Genomic DNA, 18,159 nt, shown 5'->3' on the forward strand with positions numbered 1-18,159 from the left:
CGCCGGCCCCGCCCGCCGAGGCGCCTGCGGCTTCGGAAGCCCCGCAGATCGTGCGCGAGCTGCCGGTGCCGGCCAACGGCACGCTGCTGATCGACAAGCCGCTGCGCTCGGGCCAGCAGATCTACGCGCGTGGCGGCGACGTGGTGGTGACGGCCATCGTGAGCTTCGGCGCCGAAGTCATCGCCGACGGCAACGTGCATGTGTACGCGCCGCTGCGCGGCAAGGCCATTGCCGGCGCGCGCGGGAACACCGAGGCGCGGATCTTCTCGACCTGCATGGAAGCGCAGCTGGTGGCCATTGCGGGCATCTACCGCACGAACGAAGTGCCGCTGCCCGAGCCCGTGCTGGGCAAGCCCGCCCAGGTGCGCCTGGACGGCAAAAAAATAGCGATCGACGCGATTCCCTGATGAAAAACCAGGAACGCGGCAGCGCTGAGCATCAATCGACAACTGAATCGAAACAAGAAGGAATGGCGATGGCCAAAATTGTGGTGGTGACCTCGGGCAAGGGCGGCGTCGGCAAGACGACCACGAGCGCCAGCTTCGCGTCGGGCCTTGCGCTCGCCGGCAAGAAGACGGCCGTGATCGACTTCGACGTGGGCCTGCGCAATCTCGACCTGATCATGGGCTGCGAACGCCGCGTGGTGTACGACCTCATCAACGTGATCCAGGGCGAGGCCAACCTGAGCCAGGCGCTCATCAAGGACAAGCAGTGCGACAACCTGTTCGTGCTGGCCGCCTCGCAGACGCGCGACAAGGAAGCCCTGTCGCAGGACGGCGTGGAGAAGGTGCTGACCGACCTGGCCGCCATGGACTTCGACTACATCGTCTGCGACTCCCCCGCGGGCATCGAGACCGGCGCCATGATGGCGATGCACTTCGCCGACGAGGCGCTGATCGTCACCAACCCCGAAGTCTCCTCGGTGCGCGACTCGGACCGCATCCTGGGCATGCTCAGCAGCAAGACCAAGCGCGCCAAGGACGGCGGCGAGCCGATCAAGGAGCACCTGCTGATCACCCGCTACAACCCGAACCGCGTGGCCGGCGGCCAGATGCTCTCGCTGGAAGACATCCAGGACATCCTGCGCATCAAGCTGATCGGCGTGATCCCCGAGTCGGAAAGCGTGCTGCACGCCTCCAACCAGGGCGTGCCCGCCATCCACGACAAGGACACCGACGTGGCCCAGGCATACAGCGACGTGGTCGCGCGCTTCCTTGGCGAAGACAAGCCGATGCGCTTCGTCGAAGCCGAGAAGCCGGGCTTCTTCAAACGGATTTTCGGGAGCAAGTAGGCATGTCGTTTCTTTCGTTCCTGCTTGGTGAGAAGAAGAAGACTGCGAGCGTCGCCAAGGAGCGCCTGCAGATCATCCTCGCTCACGAGCGCTCCAGCCTCAGCGGCAAGAAGCGCCCCGATTACCTGCCCGAGCTCCAGCGCGAGCTGGTGGCGGTGATTTCCAAGTACGTGTCGATCAACGCCGACGACATCAAGGTGCACCTGGAAACCCAGGACAACCTCGAAGTGCTGGACATCAAGATCGAACTGCCCGATCCGGTTCCGGCGCGCTGAGCGCCGCAACCCCGATCAACCGGCTCACTCCGGTTGATCCGGGGCCGCAGCGGGCAGCGCCTCCAGCCGCTGCGTCCACGCGCGGGCCTTGTCCTCGTCGAAGAGCGGACTTTCGCGGTCGCCGTAGAACTGCGCCGCCAAAGATTCCACGCAGGCGCGCTGGCTCTCCAGGTTCTCTTCGCAGTCATCGAGCGCGGCACCGGTGAGCAACCAGCGCTCGGCGGCTGCCGCGTCTTCCGGCGCGCCCTGGCCCTGCATGCGCATCCAGCCCAGCTCGTAACAGGCCCAGCCCTGCTGGCGCTGCGTACTGTCTTCCGCCACCTTCTGCAGCGCGTAGAGGGCTTCGGCGTACAGCACGTTCACTTCCGCTTCTCCCTGGCCCTGTTCAGCCAGCGCCCCGGCGTGCCGGCACAGCGTGCGGCCAAGCTGCATCGTGGCGCTGACGTCGCCGGCTTCGTGGCCACGGCGGAAGTAGCCGATCGCGCGGGCCAGGTCGGGCTCTCCCGGTTCGCCGAGCTTGTGCGCCAGGCCGAGGTTGTAGAGCGCCATCGTGTGGTTGTGCCCGGCGGCCCGTTCGTAGTGCCGCATGCCGCCTTCCAGGTCGCGCTCGCCCCCCTCACCTTCGCACAGCATGTAGCCGAGCTGGGCGTGCGTGGCGGCGTCGTCCTCGCCGCCATGGGCGATGGCGTGCAGCAGCCACGCGCGCGCCAGGGCGGGTTCGGCGCCGAGGCCGGCCGTGTCCCAGCGCAGCATCTTCGAGAGCTCGCACATGGCCACGGGCAGGCCGTCGGGCAACGCGGTGGCGGGGGCGTCGCCGGGCTCGCGCACGCCGGCGGCGCGTGCCATCCAGCGCAGGGCTTCGCGCGGGTCGGCCTCGATGCCCTCGCCGTCGCGCAGGTGGCAGGCCAGCTCGTAGGCGGCCCGCAGGTCGCCGGCGGCATGGCGCGCGGCCATGTGCTCGGTGTGCGCCTGCTCGCGGCCGTCGGCATGCAGCCAGACGTACAGGCCGGTGTCGTTGCGCGCGGCCTGCACCGGCTCGCCCGCGCTCCAGCGCTTGCACAGCTGCGAGCGGACCGCGACGGCCATCCAACCGTCGGCGACCGACAACGCGGCCGTGATCCAGGGGTAGGCCTGCGGGTGCAGCACGGCGCCGTCGGCGCGCAGCACGCCCACGGCGAGTTGCCCCTTCTCGACCTTCGCGGCGCGCGGCACCGGATCGGCGACCAGCCAGCCGATGTCCTGCGTGCCCCAGGCCAGCGGCTGGAGCGTGCGGTGCCGGCATGGCACCAGCTCGCGGCCGGCGGCCACGTCGTAGATGCCGCGCAGCCGCGGCGCGTTCTTCGCCGTGCGCCCGCCTTTGGACGCCACGCGCACCAGGTCGCGCCGGACCATGGCGTGCGCGCGCTCCTGGCCGGTCAGCGGTTCCAGGGTCTCGAAGCGGCCGTAGTCGAAGGGCACGAGCACGCGGCCCTGCCCATCGACCAGGCCGCACAGGCCGTCGGCGCGTTCCACGGCGAAGCGCTTCGGCCGGGCCGGCGTGCCGCGCTCGTTCGACGGATCGGTGTCTTCGGTCGTCAGGATCTCGATCGGGTATTCCTCGAGCAGGTCGACCTGTTCGTAGACCGGCTCGATCGCGACGCGGCCTTGCGCATCGAGCAGACCGCTCTTGCCGTCGCGCTTGGCTTCGAAGCCCTCCCAGTCATGGCGCCACTGAAGGCTTTCGAAATGCGGCGGCACGGCCCATTCGCCGTCCGCGCGCACCAGCCCCCAGCCGCCCTCGTCGCCGCGCGCGGGCGCGAGACCAAAGGGCGTGAAGTCTTCAGCCTCTTCGAACCGCGGCGCGATGACCCACTGGCCCTGCAGGTCGACATACCCGATGCGCTCGCCCACGCGGGCGCGCACCCGGCCTTCGACAAAGCTCCAGACCTCGTCGACCGAGGGCGCGAGCAGCCAGCTGCCGTCGGTGCGCAGCAGGCCGACGTGGTCGCCGACCAGGGCCGTGGCGATGTCGTCCTCGAAGGCCCAGACCTCGTCGAGCTGCGGTTCGAGCAGCACGCGCGGTGCCTCGGCGTCGGCGAGCAGCAGGCCGGAGCGCTCGCCCTGCGAGATCCAGAGCAGGCGCGGATCGTCCGCGCCGGCGTAGCGGATGTCGTCCCACGCGGGCTCGACCACGGTGGTGCGCTGGCTGCGCCCGTCGTCGTCGTACACCACGCGCATCACGCCCCAGCGGCCGTCGACCTCGAAGCGCCAGAGGTCCTCGCCCAGGTGGTTGTCGTAGTCGGGGCGTTCGCCGTCGTCTTCGTCTTCTTCCTCGGGCTCGAAGTCGGCAAAGCGCTCGTCGCGCGGCGCCTCGTAGCCGTCGAAGTACGGATGCGACAGGCTGCCGAAGCCGAACTGCCAGGCCCAGGCCTCCCAGTCGGCGAAACGTTGGACGCCGAGTGCCGCGTCGACGCCCGGGTGGTTGCCGCCGTCGATGCAGCGCTGCACCTCGGCCCACAGTTCATTGCACTCGCGGCGGTTGCGTTCGATGAAGCCTTCGCCATCCGCATCGCCGCCCAGCCAGGAGAGCTCGTCGAGGTTCGCCGAGAAACGCGGCGCGCTGCCCTCCGGCGTGTCGTCGATCAGCTCGGCCAGGTGCAGCGCCACGGCCTCGAACTGCAGCGCGATCTGCGGCAGCGTGTGCAGCATCGGATGCCGCTCGACAAAGGCGTGCAGCTGCCGGATGCGCGCGAGCGCGGCATGCGCGTCGCTGGCGAGGTTGTCGGTGCCCGCATCGCCGAAGACGCGCTGGTGGTCGATGGCGTCGCCGGCCGCGCCATCGGCCAGCAGGAGCTGCCAGAGCACGGGGAAGTTGTTGTTGGCTTCGGCGATTTCGTCGGCCGATGCGTCTTCGGTGTCGGGAAGACTGTGTTCGAGATAGAGCCAGGAACGATTGCCCATGGGTAGTTGGTGCGTGTGTCGTCCATGGCGAAGGCCATGGGTGGTGGCGCCCAGTTTAGGGGCGCCGTTTCACGCGCACATGACCGCCGGCCGCTACGCCAGGAACTGCGTGACCTGCGCGAGCACGGCCTGCTCCTTGAGGATGCGGCGATGGCCCCAGCCCTGCGTGGGAAAGAGCCGCGCGCCGGCGATCGCATCGCGAAAGGCCTCGGCGTCGGCGAAGCGGTTCACACGGTCGTCGCGGTCATGCACGATGAGCGTCGGCTGTGCGATGCGCGGGCCCACGGCGGCAGGTTCGAGCTGCTGCATCAGGATGCCCTCGCGCGCCTCGATCAGGCGCTGCATGCCAGCCCGCGTGCGCTCGCTGAGGCCGAACACCTGCGCGAAGTAGCGCGTGTACTCGCGCGGCGACGCGGGCGGCGCCAGCAGCACCAGCCGCTGCGCCGGCAGCCCGCGCCCCGCCGCATAAGCCAGTGCATTGGCCCCCAGCGAATGCGCGACCGCCGCGCGCAGCACGTGCCCGTCAGCGCCGAGCCGCGCCGCCACGTAGTCGATGGCGCGCGCGAACTGCGGCAGGTTGCTGGCCGTGCCCGCGCTGCGGCCGTGGGCCGGCATCTCCAGCAGCACGGGCCGCAGGCCTTGCGCAGCGACGGCCTGCGCCAGCGGCAGCATCTGGCCCGCGTGGCCGCCCCAGCCGTGCACCAGCAGCACGACCGGCGCCGACTCAGCGCCCGAGTCCTGCGCGGCGAGGTGGTAGATGCCGAGGTTCGCGTCCTCGAAGGACCATGCCTCGCGGCGCCAGTCGGCACCGGGCTGCTGGCCGCGGTACAGCCATTTGGGCGGCAGCGGCGTGCCGAACACGCGGTAGGCCGCGCGCACGCCGAGCGCGGGCCACAGGCGCTGCGAGGCGCCGAGGCCGAAGCGCATCGCGCGCATCAGCGGGCTGGCGCTGTAGTAGCCCACGGGGGCGGTGGTGTGGGTGGTGGTGGTCATGGGGAAGGCTTTCGTTCAGGGGCTCAGTACCAGACCCAGTCCTGGTTGCTGCGCGGCAGGCTGCGCAGCGTGTCCTGCACGCCGCGCACACCGAGGAGCACCGCGTAGGCGGCGAGAAAGAGGGCAATGATCAGCATGGTGCTTCTCCTTTTTTATCGCACGGTGGTGCGAAATTAAGGCAAACGAAGAGGCGGTGGCCGTCGTCTGCGGGTGCGCCTCAGGCGCGGTAGCTGGAAAGAAGGCGCTGCCAGGTCTGGCCCGCGCGCTCGGCCGCATGCCCGTCGCGCAGGAAGCGCGCGTCGTGCAGCTGGTTCATCATGATCCCGTTGATCTCGCTCACGAGCTGGGCCGGGTCGGTGTCGGCCTGGAGCTCGCCGGTCTCGACCGCCTGCAGCACCGTGCGGCGCAGCGCGGCACGCCAGCGCGTGATCTCGTCGAAGAGCAGGTCGCGCAGTTCGCCTTCACGGTCGTCGAACTCGAAGGCCCCGGCCACGTAAAGGCAACCGTTCTGCGCTTCGACGTCGCGCGTGCGGGCGATCCAGCGCGCGACGATGTCGTTCAGGCGGGGCAGGCCCTTGGGCTTCTGCATGGCGGGCACGAACACCTCGGCTAGGAAGCCGCGGCCGTACTCCTCGATGACGGCCTTCTGCAGCGCCTCGCGCGACCCCACGCGCGAGAACACGCCGCTCTTGGACAGCCCCAGCCGGCTCGCCACGGCCTGCAGCGAGATCGCCTCCAGCCCCTCGGCGAGCGCGAGGTGCATCGCCGCGCCGACGATGGCGGCGCGGGTGAGTTCGCTTTTCTGGGTCTTGGCGTCCATGCGGCAGACTTTAGCACAGCCGTGCGAAATATCAACCTCCCCATGCAGAAGGGCCTCATAGATGTTTTGCTCATGTGAAACCAACAAACGCATCGTTCCCCGCATAAGCGCTTGTGCCGAGAATCGCCGGTCGGCCCCGACCCGGGGTCCGGACCTCTTTTCACCTCCTGCGCGCCCGATGAACTTTCAACAACTGCGCTCGGTACGCGAGGCCGTTCGTTGCGGCTTCAACCTGACCGAGGTCGCCCACACCCTTCACACCTCGCAGCCCGGCGTGAGCCGGCAGATCCGCGAACTCGAGGAAGAGCTCGGCATCGAGCTCTTCGTGCGGGCCGGCAAGCGGCTCACGGGCCTCACCGAGCCCGGCGGCCACGTGCTGCCGATCATCGAGCGCATGCTGATGGAAAGCAGCAACCTCAAGCACGCGGGCCAGGAGTTCGTGGCGCAGCAAAGCGGCCTGCTCTCGGTGGCGGCCACGCACTCGCAGGCGCGCTATGCGATGCCGGTGGCGGTGCAGGAATTCCGCGCGCAGTTCCCGAACGTGAAACTACACCTGCACCAGGGCTCGCCCAAGCAGATCGCGCAGATGCTGCTCGACGGCGAGGCCGACGTGGGCATCGCCACCGAGGCGCTGGGCGACTACCCGCAGCTGGTCGCCCTGCCCTGCTACCGCTGGACGCACTCGGTGATCGTGCCGCCGGGGCATCCGCTGCTCGACGCGCCGCTCACGCTCGAGGCGCTCACGCAGCATCCGCTGATCACCTACGACACCGGCTTCACGGGCCGCTCGCGCATCGACGAGGCCTTCGAGCAGCGCGGCCTGCAGCCCAACATCGTGCTGGCCGCGATGGACGCCGACGTCATCAAGACCTATGTGCAGCTGGGCCTTGGCGTGGGCATCGTGGCCGGCGTGGCCTACGAGGCCGAGCGCGACACGCAGCTGCGCGCGCTCGATGCGGGGCGGCTGTTCGGCATCAACCTCACCAAGCTGGCGGTGCGGCGCGGCACCTACCTGCGCAAATATGTCTACGCGTTCATCGAGTCGTTTGCGCCGACGTTGACGCGCGCGATTGTCGAGAAGGCCTTGGGCGACGAGGTCAAGGTGTCTCACTACGAGATTTAGCTCAAGCGCAACGAAATCGACACTTCCGGCTCCAGGGTTGAAAAGAATGCGCGCAGCTTCACACAAGCGGCGTACATTCGGGTTAATTCCTTGGCTTCCGGAACGGATCAGCAATGGCATCGACTTCGCAGCAGCAGCAACTACAGGCCACCCGGGCCGCCCAAAAGGCGGCCGATGCAGCGGAGAAGCGCGAACGCCTGAAACGTGCCCTGCCCGCCACGGTCGAGCTGCTGCAAAGCCGCCAGGCCGATCGCATCGACGATCGCGACATCGACGCCTACGTCGATCTCAACTGGCTCGAATGGCATGGCGGCGGTTTGCGCCTCACCATCACCGGGCGCAACGTGTGCGCCCAATCGGCCGCCACCGCGGTGGCCTGACAAGCCCCTCCCCCAGTTCCCCAAAGAAAAACCGCCACAGTCTCCTGTGGCGGTTTTTGCATGTGCGCGGTGCGAGCGCAGTGCGAAGGCTTACTGACCCGCGATGATCTGCGCGATGAGGCCGGTGGCAATGGCTGCGAGCACGTAGTCGCCACCCACGCCCACCCACTGGTAGCCGCGCGGCGGCTGCTGCAGGCGGTAGGCGCGCCAGTCGTTCACCACGTAGTTGCGGCCCCGGTATTCGGTCGGCACGCGGCCACCACGGCGCCACTCGCTGTGCGGCTGCGGGAAGCCCCGGCGGTCGAACTGGCGACCGTCGCGGAAGTCCTGGTCGCCGCGATAGCCGGCGTGAGGGCCGCGATGCCCGCGATGGTCGTCGCGCTGGTCATAGCGACCGCCGCCAGGACGGTGGTCATCGCGCTGCTCGTAGCGGCCGCCGCCCGGGCGGTGGTCGTCGCCCCGGCGATCTTGCGCCAGCACGCTGCCTGCCGCCAGGGACATTGCGAGCGCCGCAACGGCGGCAGTGGTGAAGCGCTTGGTACGGAAGATCATCTGGAACTCCTTTGGTGTGTCTGTGATGACGCCTCCATTCTGTGCAGCGCGTGTGTCTGCTTCGGGTGCGTCAGGTCACCGTCAGATGAAATCCGGTAAGCGCAGGTATCTCCACGGCGTGTTGTCCTGCACGCGCGTGACGTACTTCACGCAGGCGCGTAGCGGTTCACCACCATGCCGCAGTCGTAGGCCCTCGATCCGAGCAGGCGCAGCGCATGACCATGGCGCGTGTCGTGGAACACCGAGCGGCCCGCGCCGACGGCCGCGGGGTTCACGAAGAACTGGAACTCGTCGACCAGCCCTGCCGACGTGAGCGACGACGCGAAACCGACACCGCCGATGGTGAGGATGTCCTGGCCCGGCTGGCGCTTGAGCGCATTCACTTCGTCGGCCATGGCACCGCGTGCGATGTCGGTGCGCTCCCAGCGCGAGGCCTGCAGCTTGTCCGTGAGCACGACCTTGCGCGCCTCGACGATCCGCTGGGCAAAGGCGTAGTCGGGGTTCGCCGGAAAGCGCGTCGCGGCGCGGCCCCAGTGGTCGAGGTAGCCCTCTTCGATGATCTTTCGGCTCAGCAGGAGCGTGTCGACGCCCGCGAACACGGCGTTGAAGTCACGCTTGAGCGCCGCATCCCATCGCCACCGATCGCCCCACCCCCACAGCTGCCATTCGAGGTCGCCGTTGGCCGGCGACACGAACCCGTCGACCGACATCTGCATTTGCACGATGAGCTTTCGCATCGGCGTCTCCTTCAGGTCGCTTGCGCAAACTGATCTCGAAATGCAAGCAGTTTCAGTATTCTCAAACCGGTGCGAAAATGCAAGCAGTTTCTCGAACCGGCGGAATCCCGATGGCCATCCAGCAGAAGTCCCTGTGCCCGATCAACCTCGCGCTCGAAGTCGTCGGCGACCGCTGGAGCCTGCTGATCGTTCGCGACCTGATGTTTGCGGACAAGCGGCACTTCCGCGAGTTCCTGCAGTCCGAGGAAGGCATCTCCTCGAACATCCTCACCGAGCGGCTGAACACGCTGGTCGAGCACGGCGTGCTCAGCAAGACCGACGACCCCACGCACAAGCAGAAGGCGCTCTACAGCCTCACGCCCGTGGGCATCGACCTGCTGCCGGTGATCACGCAGCTCGGCATCTGGGGGCGCAAGCACCGGCCGGTGACGCCCGAGAGCGGCGCGCCCGCGGCCGCGCTGGAAAAGGGCGGGCCGGCGCTGCAGAAGAAGATGCGCGCCGCGCTGCGCAAGGCGCACCTGGGCGGCCGCTAGGGCTGCGCCCTACCCGCCCACCGTGCTGTTCGCCGCGTCGGCGCGCACGCGGCCCTGTGCCTCCAGCGCATCCACCGGCGGCAGGTCGAGTTCGATCCACGCGCCGTGCGCGCGTGCAAGGTCGAAGGTGCCGGTCGATTGCGGCCGGTCGGTGTGCAGCACCAGCGCGTAGGGGCCCTCGCCGCGCACGGCGAGGCGCTGTGCGAGCGCGTCGCCGCCCAGCTCCGCCGCCGGGGCGCGGTCGCGTGGCGACGACAGCACGAGCACGCTGCTGCCCAGGGCGATCACCGCCACGCGCACCTGGCTGGCAGGCACGGCCACAGGTTCGCCGATGTGCGTGCTCGTGTCGTCGGACACGGTGCCCAGCAAGGCGCGGTAGCGCGCCAGCGTGGCGTCGAGGTCGCGCACGGCGATGGCCAGGCTGGCCACGCCGAGCACGCCGTTGGGGTGCACGCGCGCGGCGCCCTCGGGCACGCGCAGGGCGCGCCGCGTGAGGTCGCCGCACAGGAACGGTAGGTCGGCCGACGGGGCGCGCGCGGTCTGCCAGCGCAGGTGTTCGCCGTCGGGGCGCACGCGCCCGCCGTCGAGCGGGCCTTCGAGCACGAGGCCGCGCGCCTTCGCATCGGCCACGGTGACGGCGGTGTCGCGCGGCAGCAGGGCGAAATCGACGATGCCTTCGCCGTGCCGCTGTAGCAGCTGCCACCAGCGCTCGGCGGGCGCCGGTTCGCGCCACGCGATGAGTTCGAAGTAGCTGCCGTCGCTGAACACGACGAGCGCGTTGTGCGTGCTGCGGCCCGGATGGTCGCCGCCGCGCAGCACGTGGAAGCCGAGCGCGGCGTAGTCGGCGATGGCGCGTTCGAGGTCGTGCACGGCGATCACAACGTGGTCGAGGGTCAGGGGCATGGTGAAGGTCTTCCTCGCGGCAAAGGGGTCGTCGTGGTCAGGAGGCGGTGCGGGCGGCGCCCTCGCCGCCCAGGTAGGCATCGCGGATGCGCGCGTCGGCCAGCAGCGCGCGTGCCGGGCCCGAGAGCACGATGCGGCCCGTCTGCAGCACGTAGCCGTGGTGCGCGATCTGCAGCGCGAGGCTGGCGTTCTGCTCGACCATGAAGACCGAGACGCCCTGCGCGTTGATGCGCGCGATGAGCTCGAGCACCTTGTCGACGTACAGCGGCGACAGGCCCATGGTGGGCTCGTCCATGCACAGCAGCTGCGGCCGGCCCATGAGCGCGCGCGCCATGGCCACCATCTGCTGCTCGCCGCCCGAGAGCGTGCCGGCCAGGAAGCCCAGGCGCTGCGCCACGCGCGGGAACAGCTCGAGCATGCGTTCCAGGTCGTCGGCCACGCCCGCGCGGTCGCGGCGCGCATAGGCGCCCATGAGCAGGTTCTCGCGCACGGTCATCGCGGGGAACAGGCGGCGCGCCTCGGGCACCGAGCCGATGCCCTTGCGGATGATCTGCGGCGTGCTCAGGCCCAGCGTCGATTCGCCGTTGAACCTGACCTCGCCCGAGCGCGGCTTGAGCAGGCCGAGCACGATCTTCATCGTGGTCGACTTGCCGCTGGCGTTGCCGCCGAGCAGGCTGACGATCTGGCCCTTGCGCACCTCGATGTCGAGATCGAAATGCGCCTGCACGGGGCCGTAGAAGCTGTTGACTTTCTTGAGCTGGAGCAGGGGCGCAACCGCACTCGCCGGCGCCTGCGTGACGGCGCGTTCAGGCAGGTCGTCGTTTCTCCCTTCTCCCCAGAGGGAGGAAGGCGACAGGCCGGTGCGCGCGACGGTGGCGATCATGCGGGCACCGCTTCTTCCTGCGCTTCGCCGACCTGGCGATGGCCGAGGTAGGCCTCGATCACCGCGGGGTCGTTGCGCACGTCGTCGGGCAGGCCTTCGGCGATCTTGCGGCCGTCGTCGAGCACGGCCACGCGGTCGGACAGCTGCATCACCAGATCGAGCTTGTGCTCGATCAGCAGGATGGTCTGGCCGCGCGCCTTGAGGCCGCGAATGATCTCCAGCATCTCGGCCGTCTCGCTCTCGTTCATGCCGGCCGTGGGCTCGTCGAGCAGCAGCAGGCGCGGTCGCAGCGCGAGCGCGCGCGCGATCTCCACGCGACGGCGGTTGGCGTACGAGAGGCTGTAGGCCGGGTGGTCGGTGCGCGGCGTGAGACGTTCGCCGAAGAGCGCGATGATCTCGCGCGCCTCGTCGCGCAGCGCTTCTTCCTCGCGCCGCACCGCCCCTGGCTGCACCAGCGCAAGCGCCAGCTCGGCCAGCGCCCCGAGGCCCGGCACGCCGCCCACGCGCGGTTTCACGGCGCGCAGCCGCGTGTGCGCGCCGACCAGCACGTTGTCGAGCACCGAGAGGTTCGCGAACACGCGCCCGTGCTGGAAGGTGCGCGCGAGGCCGCGCTGTGCGAGCTCTTGCGCGGGCAGGCCGGTGATGTCGTGGCCGTCGAAGCGCACCTGCCCGGCATCGGGCTTGTCCAGGCCGGTGACGAGGTTGAACAGCGTGGTCTTGCCGGCACCGTTCGGGCCGATCACGCTCAGCAGTTCGCCCTCGCCCACCTGCAGGTCGACGGCGTTGACGGCCGTGAGCCCGCCGAAGCGGCGCACGAGGCCGCGGACCTCAAGCAGCGGCGGCATCGGCGACCTTCGCCTTCGAGTTCACGAGCTTCACCTCGGCGCGAATGGCCTGCGGGTTGCGCAGCAGGTTGAGGATGGGGCAGTTGCGCTCCACCGCTTCGAACAGCGCGTCGATCTCCTCGCGGCTCGCGGGCGAATCGATGTGCACGGTGTAGCCGATCTCGTGCGGCCAGATCGGCGTCTGCTCGTGGCCCGGCTTGCCGCCGCGCGGGTCGATGACGCCCGTCACCTCGACCTCGAGGCTTTCGAGCGGCACCTGGCGTTCGGCCGCCTGGATCAGGAAGATGTGCGTCACGCAGGTGCCGAGCACGCCCAGCTGCAGCTCGGGCGAACTCGGGCCGAGGTTGTAGCCCGCGAAATCGGGCGGGCTGTCGCTGATGACCTGGTGCTCGCGGATGCGCAGGCGGCGCACGCCGCTGCGGCCTTCGGCGCGCACGCTGGCCTTGAGTTGCGAGGGCTGTGCGGTGCCGGCCGCGACCGCGGCGTTGCGGGCCAGCACGGCGGCGCGTTTCTCGGCGAGGTAGTCGTTGAGGTGGCTCATGAGATGGGGTTCTTTCAGACGGTGCCGAGCAGGCCTTGGGGACGGAAACGAATCAGGAGCAGGAGCGCCACGCCGTAGATCAGCATGCGGTACTCGGCCGTCACGCGGAACAGCTCGGGCAGGCTCACGAGCGCGACCGCACCCAGCAGCGCGCCGCTGATGTTCCCGAGCCCGCCGAGGATCACCATCGTGAGCGCGAGGATCGAGATCTGCGATCCGAAGGTCTCGTGGTTGATGTACGAGTACATGTGCGCGGTGAAGGCGCCGCTCACGCCCGCCGCGAAGCCGCCGAAGCCGAAGGCCAGCGCCTTGTAGCGGTCGGGGCTCACGCCGTAGGCGCGCGCGGCCACTTCGTCTTCGCGCACCGCGCGGAAGGTGCGGCCCAGGTGCGAGCGCAGCAGGCGCCACTGCAGCAGGGCCAGCAGCACCAGCGCACCGAACGAGGCCCAGTAGATCGCCTCGTTCGACGACGCATCGCGCCCGAACAGCGACAGCGGCGGAATGCCCGAGACGCCGATGGGCCCGCGCGTGAGGCTTTCCCAGTTGAGGATGGTGAGCGCCACGATCTCACCGATGCCCAGCGTGGCGATCGACACGTAGTGCCCGCGCAGCCGGAAGGCCGGGAAGATCAGCGCCGTGCCGATCAGCGAGGTGAGCACGCCCGCGACCACGATGCCCGTGCCCACGGGCAGGTGCAGGCCGAGCACCAGCAGCGACGAGGCGTATGCGCCGATGGCCAGCAGCCCCGCATGGCCCAGCGAGATCTGGCCGATGGTGCCGGCCACCAGCGTGAGACTCAATGCGAGCGCACCGTAGAGCCACGCGTTGGTGAGCGTCTGCAGCACATAGGGCGACGGATCGAACAGCGGCAGCAGCACGGCCGCGGCGAACAGCGCGAGCAACAGGCGCGGCGGCACGCGCCACGGCTTGCTCGGTGCGATGAAGGTGCCGGTGAGCGGCTCGGGCGGCAGCACACGCTTGCGGCCGAACAAGCCATTGGGCTTCCACACCAGGATGACCAGCAGCAACGCGAAGGCAAACAGGTTGCGGTACGGCGTGCCGAGGATCGCCACGCCGTAGCTTTCGATGAGCCCCAGCAGCAGGCTGCCGACGATGGCGCCCGGCACGTTGCCCACGCCCCCGACCACGGTGGCCACCACGCCCTTGAGCGTGGCCTGGAAGCTCATCGCCGGGCTGATGTTGTTGTAGTACATGCCCACCAGCAGGCCCGAAAGCCCGCCCAATGCGGCGGCAATGGCGAACACGGTCTGGTTCACGCGGTTCACGTCCACGCCCATCTGCTGCGCGGCGTCGCGGTCCTGCGCGGTGGCGCGCACGGCCCAGCCCAGCTTCGTGAAACGCAGGAAGCCGAACAGCACGGCCGCGCTCGCGATGCCGATGCCCGCGATCAAGAGGTCGAGCGCGCCGATGGTGCCGGTGCCGATCTGCAGGCGCCAGTCGGGCAGCTGCGTGGGCAGCGCGCGCGGGTCGGGGCTGAACACCAGCTGCACGAGGATGTCGAGCACGAAGCTGATGCCGATGGTGGCCAGGAGCGGCGCGATGCGCGCGGCGCCCTGCAGCGGCCGCAGGCCCACGCGCTCGATGAGCATGCCGAGCGCGCCCGAGCCGATCACCACCAGCGCGATAGTGATGGGCAGCGGCGTGTGCAGGTAGGTGATGCTCGCCCAGCCGATGTACGCGCCCACGGTGTACACCGAGCCGTGCGCGAAGTTGATGAGGTGCGAGACGCCGAAGATCAGCGCGAGCCCGACCGCCAGCAACGCATAGATGTTGCCGATGATCAGGCCGTTGACCGTGTGGTCGAAGAAGGAGGTGAAGCTCATCTACTTGGCCGATGCCAGCGCCGCCGCCTTCTCGTCGATCTGCGCCCACTTGCCGTCCTTCACCACCAGGTTGACGCTCTTCACGCCGATCACGCGGCGCGTCTGCGCATCGAAGGTGGCCTTGCCGAAGATGACGCTGGGCACGTCCTTGATCTTGTAGAACGCGTCGCGCACGGCCTTGCGGTCGGCCTTGGGGCCGGCTTCGCGCAGCGCGGCGGCGGCGTACACCACGGCGTCGTAGGCATAGGCGTTGAAGGCGTCGGGCTCCTTGCTGTACTTGGCGCGGAAGCTCTTCACGAAGGCCTGCACTTCGGTGCGCGGCTCGTCGGGATAGAAGGCGGTGTTGGTGTGGATGCCGTTCACGGCCGCGCCGCCGAGCTCGATGAACTTGGGCGAATAGACCGAGCCCACGGCGGCGATCGGCTGCTTCAGGCCCACGCTGCGCACCTGGCCCGCGATGAGCGCGCCGTCGGGGTAGTACGAGATGAGCACCACGCCGTCGGGGTTGGCGTCGCGCACGCGCACCAGGGTCGAGCGGAAGTCCTTCTCGTCCGGCTGGTAGCCCTCGGCAATGGCGAGCTGCGCGCCGCGCTCCTGCGCGGCTTTCACGAGCACGTCCTTGCTGGTGCGGCCCCAGTCGGTGTTCAGGAAGAGCACGGCGATGCGCTTGAAGCCCAGCGTCTTCACGGCGAGGTCGGCCAGCAGCGGCTGCGCGTCGGCCTGGCTGATCGAGGGGCTCCAGATGTAGTCGCCGCCCTTGGTGAAGTCGGGGTGCGAGTTGGTGAAGCCCAGCTGCACGAGGCCCGCGCGCTGGTAGATGGGCGAGGCAGCCATCGAGGCGGGGCTGGAGAAGTCACCGAGCTCGATGAGCACGCGCTTGTCGTTCACGAGCTTTTGCGCAATGGCGACCGACTGGCGCGGGTCGCTCTGGCTGTCCTCGAAGTTGTAGGCCAGCGGCCGGCCGTGGATGCCGCCCTGCGCGTTGATGTGCTCGAGCGCAAGGTCGAAGCCGGCCTTCCACTGCGCGCCGTACTGCGCGTTCTGTCCGGTGAGCGGGCCGCTCACGCCGAACCACACGGGCTCGCCGCTGGCGGGCGCGGCCCAGGCCGCGAGCGGCGCGGTGAGCAAGGCGGCGGACAGTGCGACCGCATGGCGCAGGAAACGATGGCGGGTGAACAGCGGCGGCAGCATGGCGTCGGACCTCGGTGGCAGTGAAGGGATGTGCAGGGCCGCGATTCTTCGCCGCTGCCCCGTCGCCGGGAAGGAACGAAAACGGAGAGGCTTATGCGCTTTCCGAGCAAGCGAAGGGGCAAGCGCCAACGGCCGCACGGCCTCGTTTAAGCTGCGCGCCACATGAAGCGACGCCACCTCCTCCAGATGCTCGCCGGCGTGCCGGCCACCGCCCTGCTGCTCTCCGCGTGCGGCAAACGAAAGGCCTCAGCCAACGCGTTGAAGCCCGATGCCCGCGTGCTGGCGCTGGGCGACAGCCTGACCTTCGGCTACGGCGCGTCGCCCGAGACGGCGTGGCCCGCGAAGCTGGGCGAGCTCACGGGCTGGCAGGTCGAGAACGCGGGCGTCAACGGCGACACCTCGGCGGGTGCGCTGGAGCGCCTGCCCGCACTGCTGTCCGCCGGCAGCTACGACGCGATCCTGATCGGCATCGGCGGCAACGACATGCTGCGCGGCGTGTCGCCCGCCAGCACGCGCGAGAACCTTGCAGCACTCATCGAGCAGGCGCGCGCGCACACGTCGCATGTGGCGGTGCTCGCCACGCCGGCGCCCGATGCGATGCGCGCGGTGGTCGGCTCGCTCAGCGATGCGCCGTTCTACGAAGAGGTCGCGAAGTCGGGGCAGGCGTTGCTGGTCGCCGGTGTGTATTCGGGCGTGCTGTCGGATGCGGCCCTGCGCTCGGACCGCATCCATGCGAACGCGAAGGGCTACGCCAAGGTGGCGGAGCAACTCGCCGAGCAGCTCAAGGCTGCGGGCTGGCGCTGAGGCCTGCGGCGCGGTCGTCGGCGCGCATCGGTGCGCGTGCCGTGGCGCCGCGCACCGGCAGGCTCTCGAGCACGCCGAACAGCAACTCCATCGCAGTGAAGCCGAGGATGATGAGGCTGGCGCCCTGCGTCACGGCATAGACCTGCCAGGTCGCGAACAGGAAGCGCGCCACGGCGTCGTAGCGGCCATAGCGCAGGCGCGGATCGCGGATGCGCAGCACGGCCCAGACGGTGACCACCGAGCCGAGCAGGTTGGCCATCAGCATGTGCACGGGGTCGAAGGCCGGAAAGCTGCCCGGCAGCTGCAGCGTCTGGATGGTCCACAGCAGCAAGGTGTGCACGGCGGCAAAGGTCCACGGCGTGGCGAAGCCGATGGTCACCACGAGGTCGTACCAGGCGCTGGCGCGGACGATGCGTTGGTAGGTGGGAAGCGCGATCATGAAGAAGAGCCCTGCAGGAGTGAAGAAGCCCCGGAAGCTAAAGCCTCGGGTACGCTCCAGGGTCAAGCACATTCTTCGGCGAAGGAACCACGACCATGCAGATCGGCCAGCTGGCTTCGGCGACGGGCTTGAGCCGCGACACGCTGCGCTTCTACGAAGAGCGCGGCCTGATCCGTGCAGAGCGCGGCAGCAACGGCTACCGGGTCTATGCGAAGGAAACCGTGCAGATGGTGGGCTACATCCGCACCGCGCAGAAACTGGGCTTCAGCCTCCACGAGATCGGCGACAACCTGCCCGCGGTGTGGGAGTCGGCCGCGCCCGACCAGGCGATTGCGGCGCTGTTGGCCGACAAGGTCTCGGTCATCGACCAGAAGATCGCCGAGCTGAACGCGCTGCGGCAAGACCTGCTGGCGCGCGTGCCGGCAGGCTGCCCGATGGCTCAGGCGGCCTGCGCGCGCAACAGGTCGACGTAGGCGCCCTGCACCAGCTGGCGCTCGGCCACGCCGAGCCGGGCCATGAGCGCATGGGCTTCGGCCACGCCGACGTCGGCGGGCTCACCGTCCTGCAGCACCACTTCGAGTTCGAGGAATTCACCGAGCCCTTCGACGCGGTCGAGGTGCACGCGCGTGCGGCCCACGAGGAACAGGCGGCGCTGCTTGCGCACGCGGCCGGCCTGGCCCCAGGCGAGCGTGAGCGATTCGCGCAGCGCGTCGGGCGTGGTGATCGGCGTGATCAGGTAGAACGATTCCTTCGGGCCGGTGCTGTCGGCGCGGCGGTAGAAGATGAGCTCGGCGCGGTCGGGCGCGAAGGTGCGCAGCTTGAGGCGGTCGGCGCTGTGCTCGCAGCGGAAGAAGGTGTCGTCCTGGGCGATCTCGAGGGGGCCCTGGTCGGCGAGCGTTGCGACGATTTTTGCGATGCGGTCTACGCTGTCGATGCGGGCCTTGATCTCTATGTTTCTTGCCATGTCTGTGGGCTTTCCTTTCGGTGGGTTCGGGGCGCGTGCACAGGCCACCGGGTACTTCCCTCCGCGAATGTCCCCCGGGCTTCGCCCTCCTCCTTGATTTC

General features: G+C 69.2%; 21 protein-coding genes. 8 read left to right on the forward strand and 13 right to left on the reverse strand.

What is annotated here, in order from left to right; all coding sequences use genetic code 11:
* The 3 genes from minC to minE form a co-directional block, all read left to right on the forward strand.
* Positions 1-407 (forward strand): septum site-determining protein MinC (gene minC / locus AC07YS_RS30695; RefSeq protein ID WP_495275757.1); only part of this gene is annotated, 407 nt, incomplete at its 5' end.
* 68 nt (positions 408-475) lie between these two features.
* Complete coding sequence (gene minD / locus AC07YS_RS30700) at positions 476-1,291, forward strand: septum site-determining protein MinD (protein ID WP_062481817.1); 816 nt, start codon at positions 476-478, stop codon at positions 1,289-1,291.
* 2 nt (positions 1,292-1,293) lie between these two features.
* A complete protein-coding gene (gene minE, locus AC07YS_RS30705) occupies positions 1,294-1,566 on the forward strand; it encodes a cell division topological specificity factor MinE (RefSeq protein ID WP_056574726.1) in 273 nt (90 codons plus the stop codon).
* Positions 1,567-1,590: 24 nt separating this feature from the next.
* Here minE and AC07YS_RS30710 read toward each other — a convergent pair whose 3' ends face one another.
* From AC07YS_RS30710 to AC07YS_RS30720, 3 genes are all read right to left on the reverse strand, one after another.
* Positions 1,591-4,506 (reverse strand): SEL1-like repeat protein, encoded by a 2,916-nt coding sequence (locus AC07YS_RS30710; RefSeq protein ID WP_495270131.1) that lies wholly within the window; start codon positions 4,504-4,506, stop codon positions 1,591-1,593.
* A gap of 93 nt (positions 4,507-4,599) precedes the next feature.
* Positions 4,600-5,499 (reverse strand): alpha/beta fold hydrolase, encoded by a 900-nt coding sequence (locus AC07YS_RS30715; RefSeq protein ID WP_095948451.1) that lies wholly within the window; start codon positions 5,497-5,499, stop codon positions 4,600-4,602.
* Positions 5,500-5,716: 217 nt separating this feature from the next.
* Positions 5,717-6,319, reverse strand: a complete 603-nt coding sequence (locus AC07YS_RS30720; RefSeq protein WP_062473724.1) for a TetR/AcrR family transcriptional regulator — start codon at positions 6,317-6,319, stop codon at positions 5,717-5,719.
* Positions 6,320-6,497: 178 nt separating this feature from the next.
* On the opposite strand from AC07YS_RS30720, the gene AC07YS_RS30725 reads away from it, so the two are divergent.
* Together AC07YS_RS30725 and AC07YS_RS30730 are read left to right on the forward strand one after the other, a co-directional pair.
* Positions 6,498-7,442 (forward strand): CysB family HTH-type transcriptional regulator, encoded by a 945-nt coding sequence (locus AC07YS_RS30725; protein WP_062473726.1) that lies wholly within the window; start codon positions 6,498-6,500, stop codon positions 7,440-7,442.
* 113 nt (positions 7,443-7,555) lie between these two features.
* The gene (locus AC07YS_RS30730; RefSeq protein ID WP_062473728.1) at positions 7,556-7,822 is read left to right on the forward strand and encodes a hypothetical protein; all 267 of its coding nucleotides are present in this window, start codon (positions 7,556-7,558) and stop codon (positions 7,820-7,822) included.
* 90 nt (positions 7,823-7,912) lie between these two features.
* Here AC07YS_RS30730 and AC07YS_RS30735 read toward each other — a convergent pair whose 3' ends face one another.
* Complete coding sequence (locus AC07YS_RS30735) at positions 7,913-8,374, reverse strand: RcnB family protein (protein WP_070061424.1); 462 nt, start codon at positions 8,372-8,374, stop codon at positions 7,913-7,915.
* A gap of 146 nt (positions 8,375-8,520) precedes the next feature.
* Positions 8,521-9,111, reverse strand: a complete 591-nt coding sequence (locus AC07YS_RS30740; protein WP_495270132.1) for a dihydrofolate reductase family protein — start codon at positions 9,109-9,111, stop codon at positions 8,521-8,523.
* 110 nt (positions 9,112-9,221) lie between these two features.
* Here AC07YS_RS30740 and AC07YS_RS30745 point away from each other — a divergent pair, with 110 nt between their 5' ends.
* Positions 9,222-9,644 carry a winged helix-turn-helix transcriptional regulator gene (locus tag AC07YS_RS30745; protein ID WP_495266628.1) on the forward strand — a complete coding sequence of 141 codons (423 nt, stop codon included), beginning with the start codon at positions 9,222-9,224 and terminating at the stop codon, positions 9,642-9,644.
* A gap of 9 nt (positions 9,645-9,653) precedes the next feature.
* Here the strand turns inward: AC07YS_RS30745 and AC07YS_RS30750 are convergent, their stop codons facing one another.
* The 6 genes from AC07YS_RS30750 to AC07YS_RS30775 are packed head-to-tail and all read right to left on the reverse strand — an operon-like array spanning position 9,654 to position 15,851.
* The gene (locus AC07YS_RS30750) at positions 9,654-10,547 is read right to left on the reverse strand and encodes a VOC family protein (protein ID WP_070061427.1); all 894 of its coding nucleotides are present in this window, start codon (positions 10,545-10,547) and stop codon (positions 9,654-9,656) included.
* A 37-nt stretch (positions 10,548-10,584) separates the two neighbouring features.
* Positions 10,585-11,430 carry an ABC transporter ATP-binding protein gene (locus AC07YS_RS30755; protein ID WP_495270133.1) on the reverse strand — a complete coding sequence of 282 codons (846 nt, stop codon included), beginning with the start codon at positions 11,428-11,430 and terminating at the stop codon, positions 10,585-10,587.
* Positions 11,427-12,275, reverse strand: a complete 849-nt coding sequence (locus AC07YS_RS30760) for an ABC transporter ATP-binding protein (RefSeq protein ID WP_495270134.1) — start codon at positions 12,273-12,275, stop codon at positions 11,427-11,429. Before AC07YS_RS30760 ends, AC07YS_RS30755 begins: the two co-directional genes overlap by 4 nt.
* Positions 12,259-12,816, reverse strand: a complete 558-nt coding sequence (locus AC07YS_RS30765) for an OsmC family protein (RefSeq protein ID WP_495270135.1) — start codon at positions 12,814-12,816, stop codon at positions 12,259-12,261. Before AC07YS_RS30765 ends, AC07YS_RS30760 begins: the two co-directional genes overlap by 17 nt.
* Positions 12,817-12,830: 14 nt before the next feature.
* The gene (locus AC07YS_RS30770; protein WP_495270136.1) at positions 12,831-14,660 is read right to left on the reverse strand and encodes an ABC transporter permease; all 1,830 of its coding nucleotides are present in this window, start codon (positions 14,658-14,660) and stop codon (positions 12,831-12,833) included.
* Positions 14,661-15,851: an ABC transporter substrate-binding protein gene (locus AC07YS_RS30775; protein ID WP_095948442.1), complete on the reverse strand. Its 1,191-nt coding sequence runs from the start codon at positions 15,849-15,851 to the stop codon at positions 14,661-14,663.
* Positions 15,852-16,013: 162 nt separating this feature from the next.
* On the opposite strand from AC07YS_RS30775, the gene AC07YS_RS30780 reads away from it, so the two are divergent.
* The gene (locus AC07YS_RS30780) at positions 16,014-16,655 is read left to right on the forward strand and encodes a GDSL-type esterase/lipase family protein (RefSeq protein ID WP_495270137.1); all 642 of its coding nucleotides are present in this window, start codon (positions 16,014-16,016) and stop codon (positions 16,653-16,655) included.
* Here AC07YS_RS30780 and AC07YS_RS30785 read toward each other — a convergent pair.
* Complete coding sequence (locus AC07YS_RS30785) at positions 16,633-17,094, reverse strand: hypothetical protein (protein ID WP_495270138.1); 462 nt, start codon at positions 17,092-17,094, stop codon at positions 16,633-16,635. The two genes, AC07YS_RS30780 and AC07YS_RS30785, sit on opposite strands and share 23 nt — an antisense overlap.
* 95 nt (positions 17,095-17,189) lie before the next feature.
* Between AC07YS_RS30785 and AC07YS_RS30790 the strand changes: the two genes are divergently transcribed.
* Positions 17,190-17,567 carry a MerR family transcriptional regulator gene (locus tag AC07YS_RS30790; protein WP_495270139.1) on the forward strand — a complete coding sequence of 126 codons (378 nt, stop codon included), beginning with the start codon at positions 17,190-17,192 and terminating at the stop codon, positions 17,565-17,567.
* Here the strand turns inward: AC07YS_RS30790 and AC07YS_RS30795 are convergent.
* The gene (locus tag AC07YS_RS30795) at positions 17,534-18,058 is read right to left on the reverse strand and encodes a class IV adenylate cyclase (RefSeq protein WP_495270140.1); all 525 of its coding nucleotides are present in this window, start codon (positions 18,056-18,058) and stop codon (positions 17,534-17,536) included. The two genes, AC07YS_RS30790 and AC07YS_RS30795, sit on opposite strands and share 34 nt — an antisense overlap.
* Positions 18,059-18,159: the final 101 nt, after the last annotated feature.

It is taken from the genome of Variovorax sp. GW458-11-26-14-LB1 (assembly GCF_059423965.1).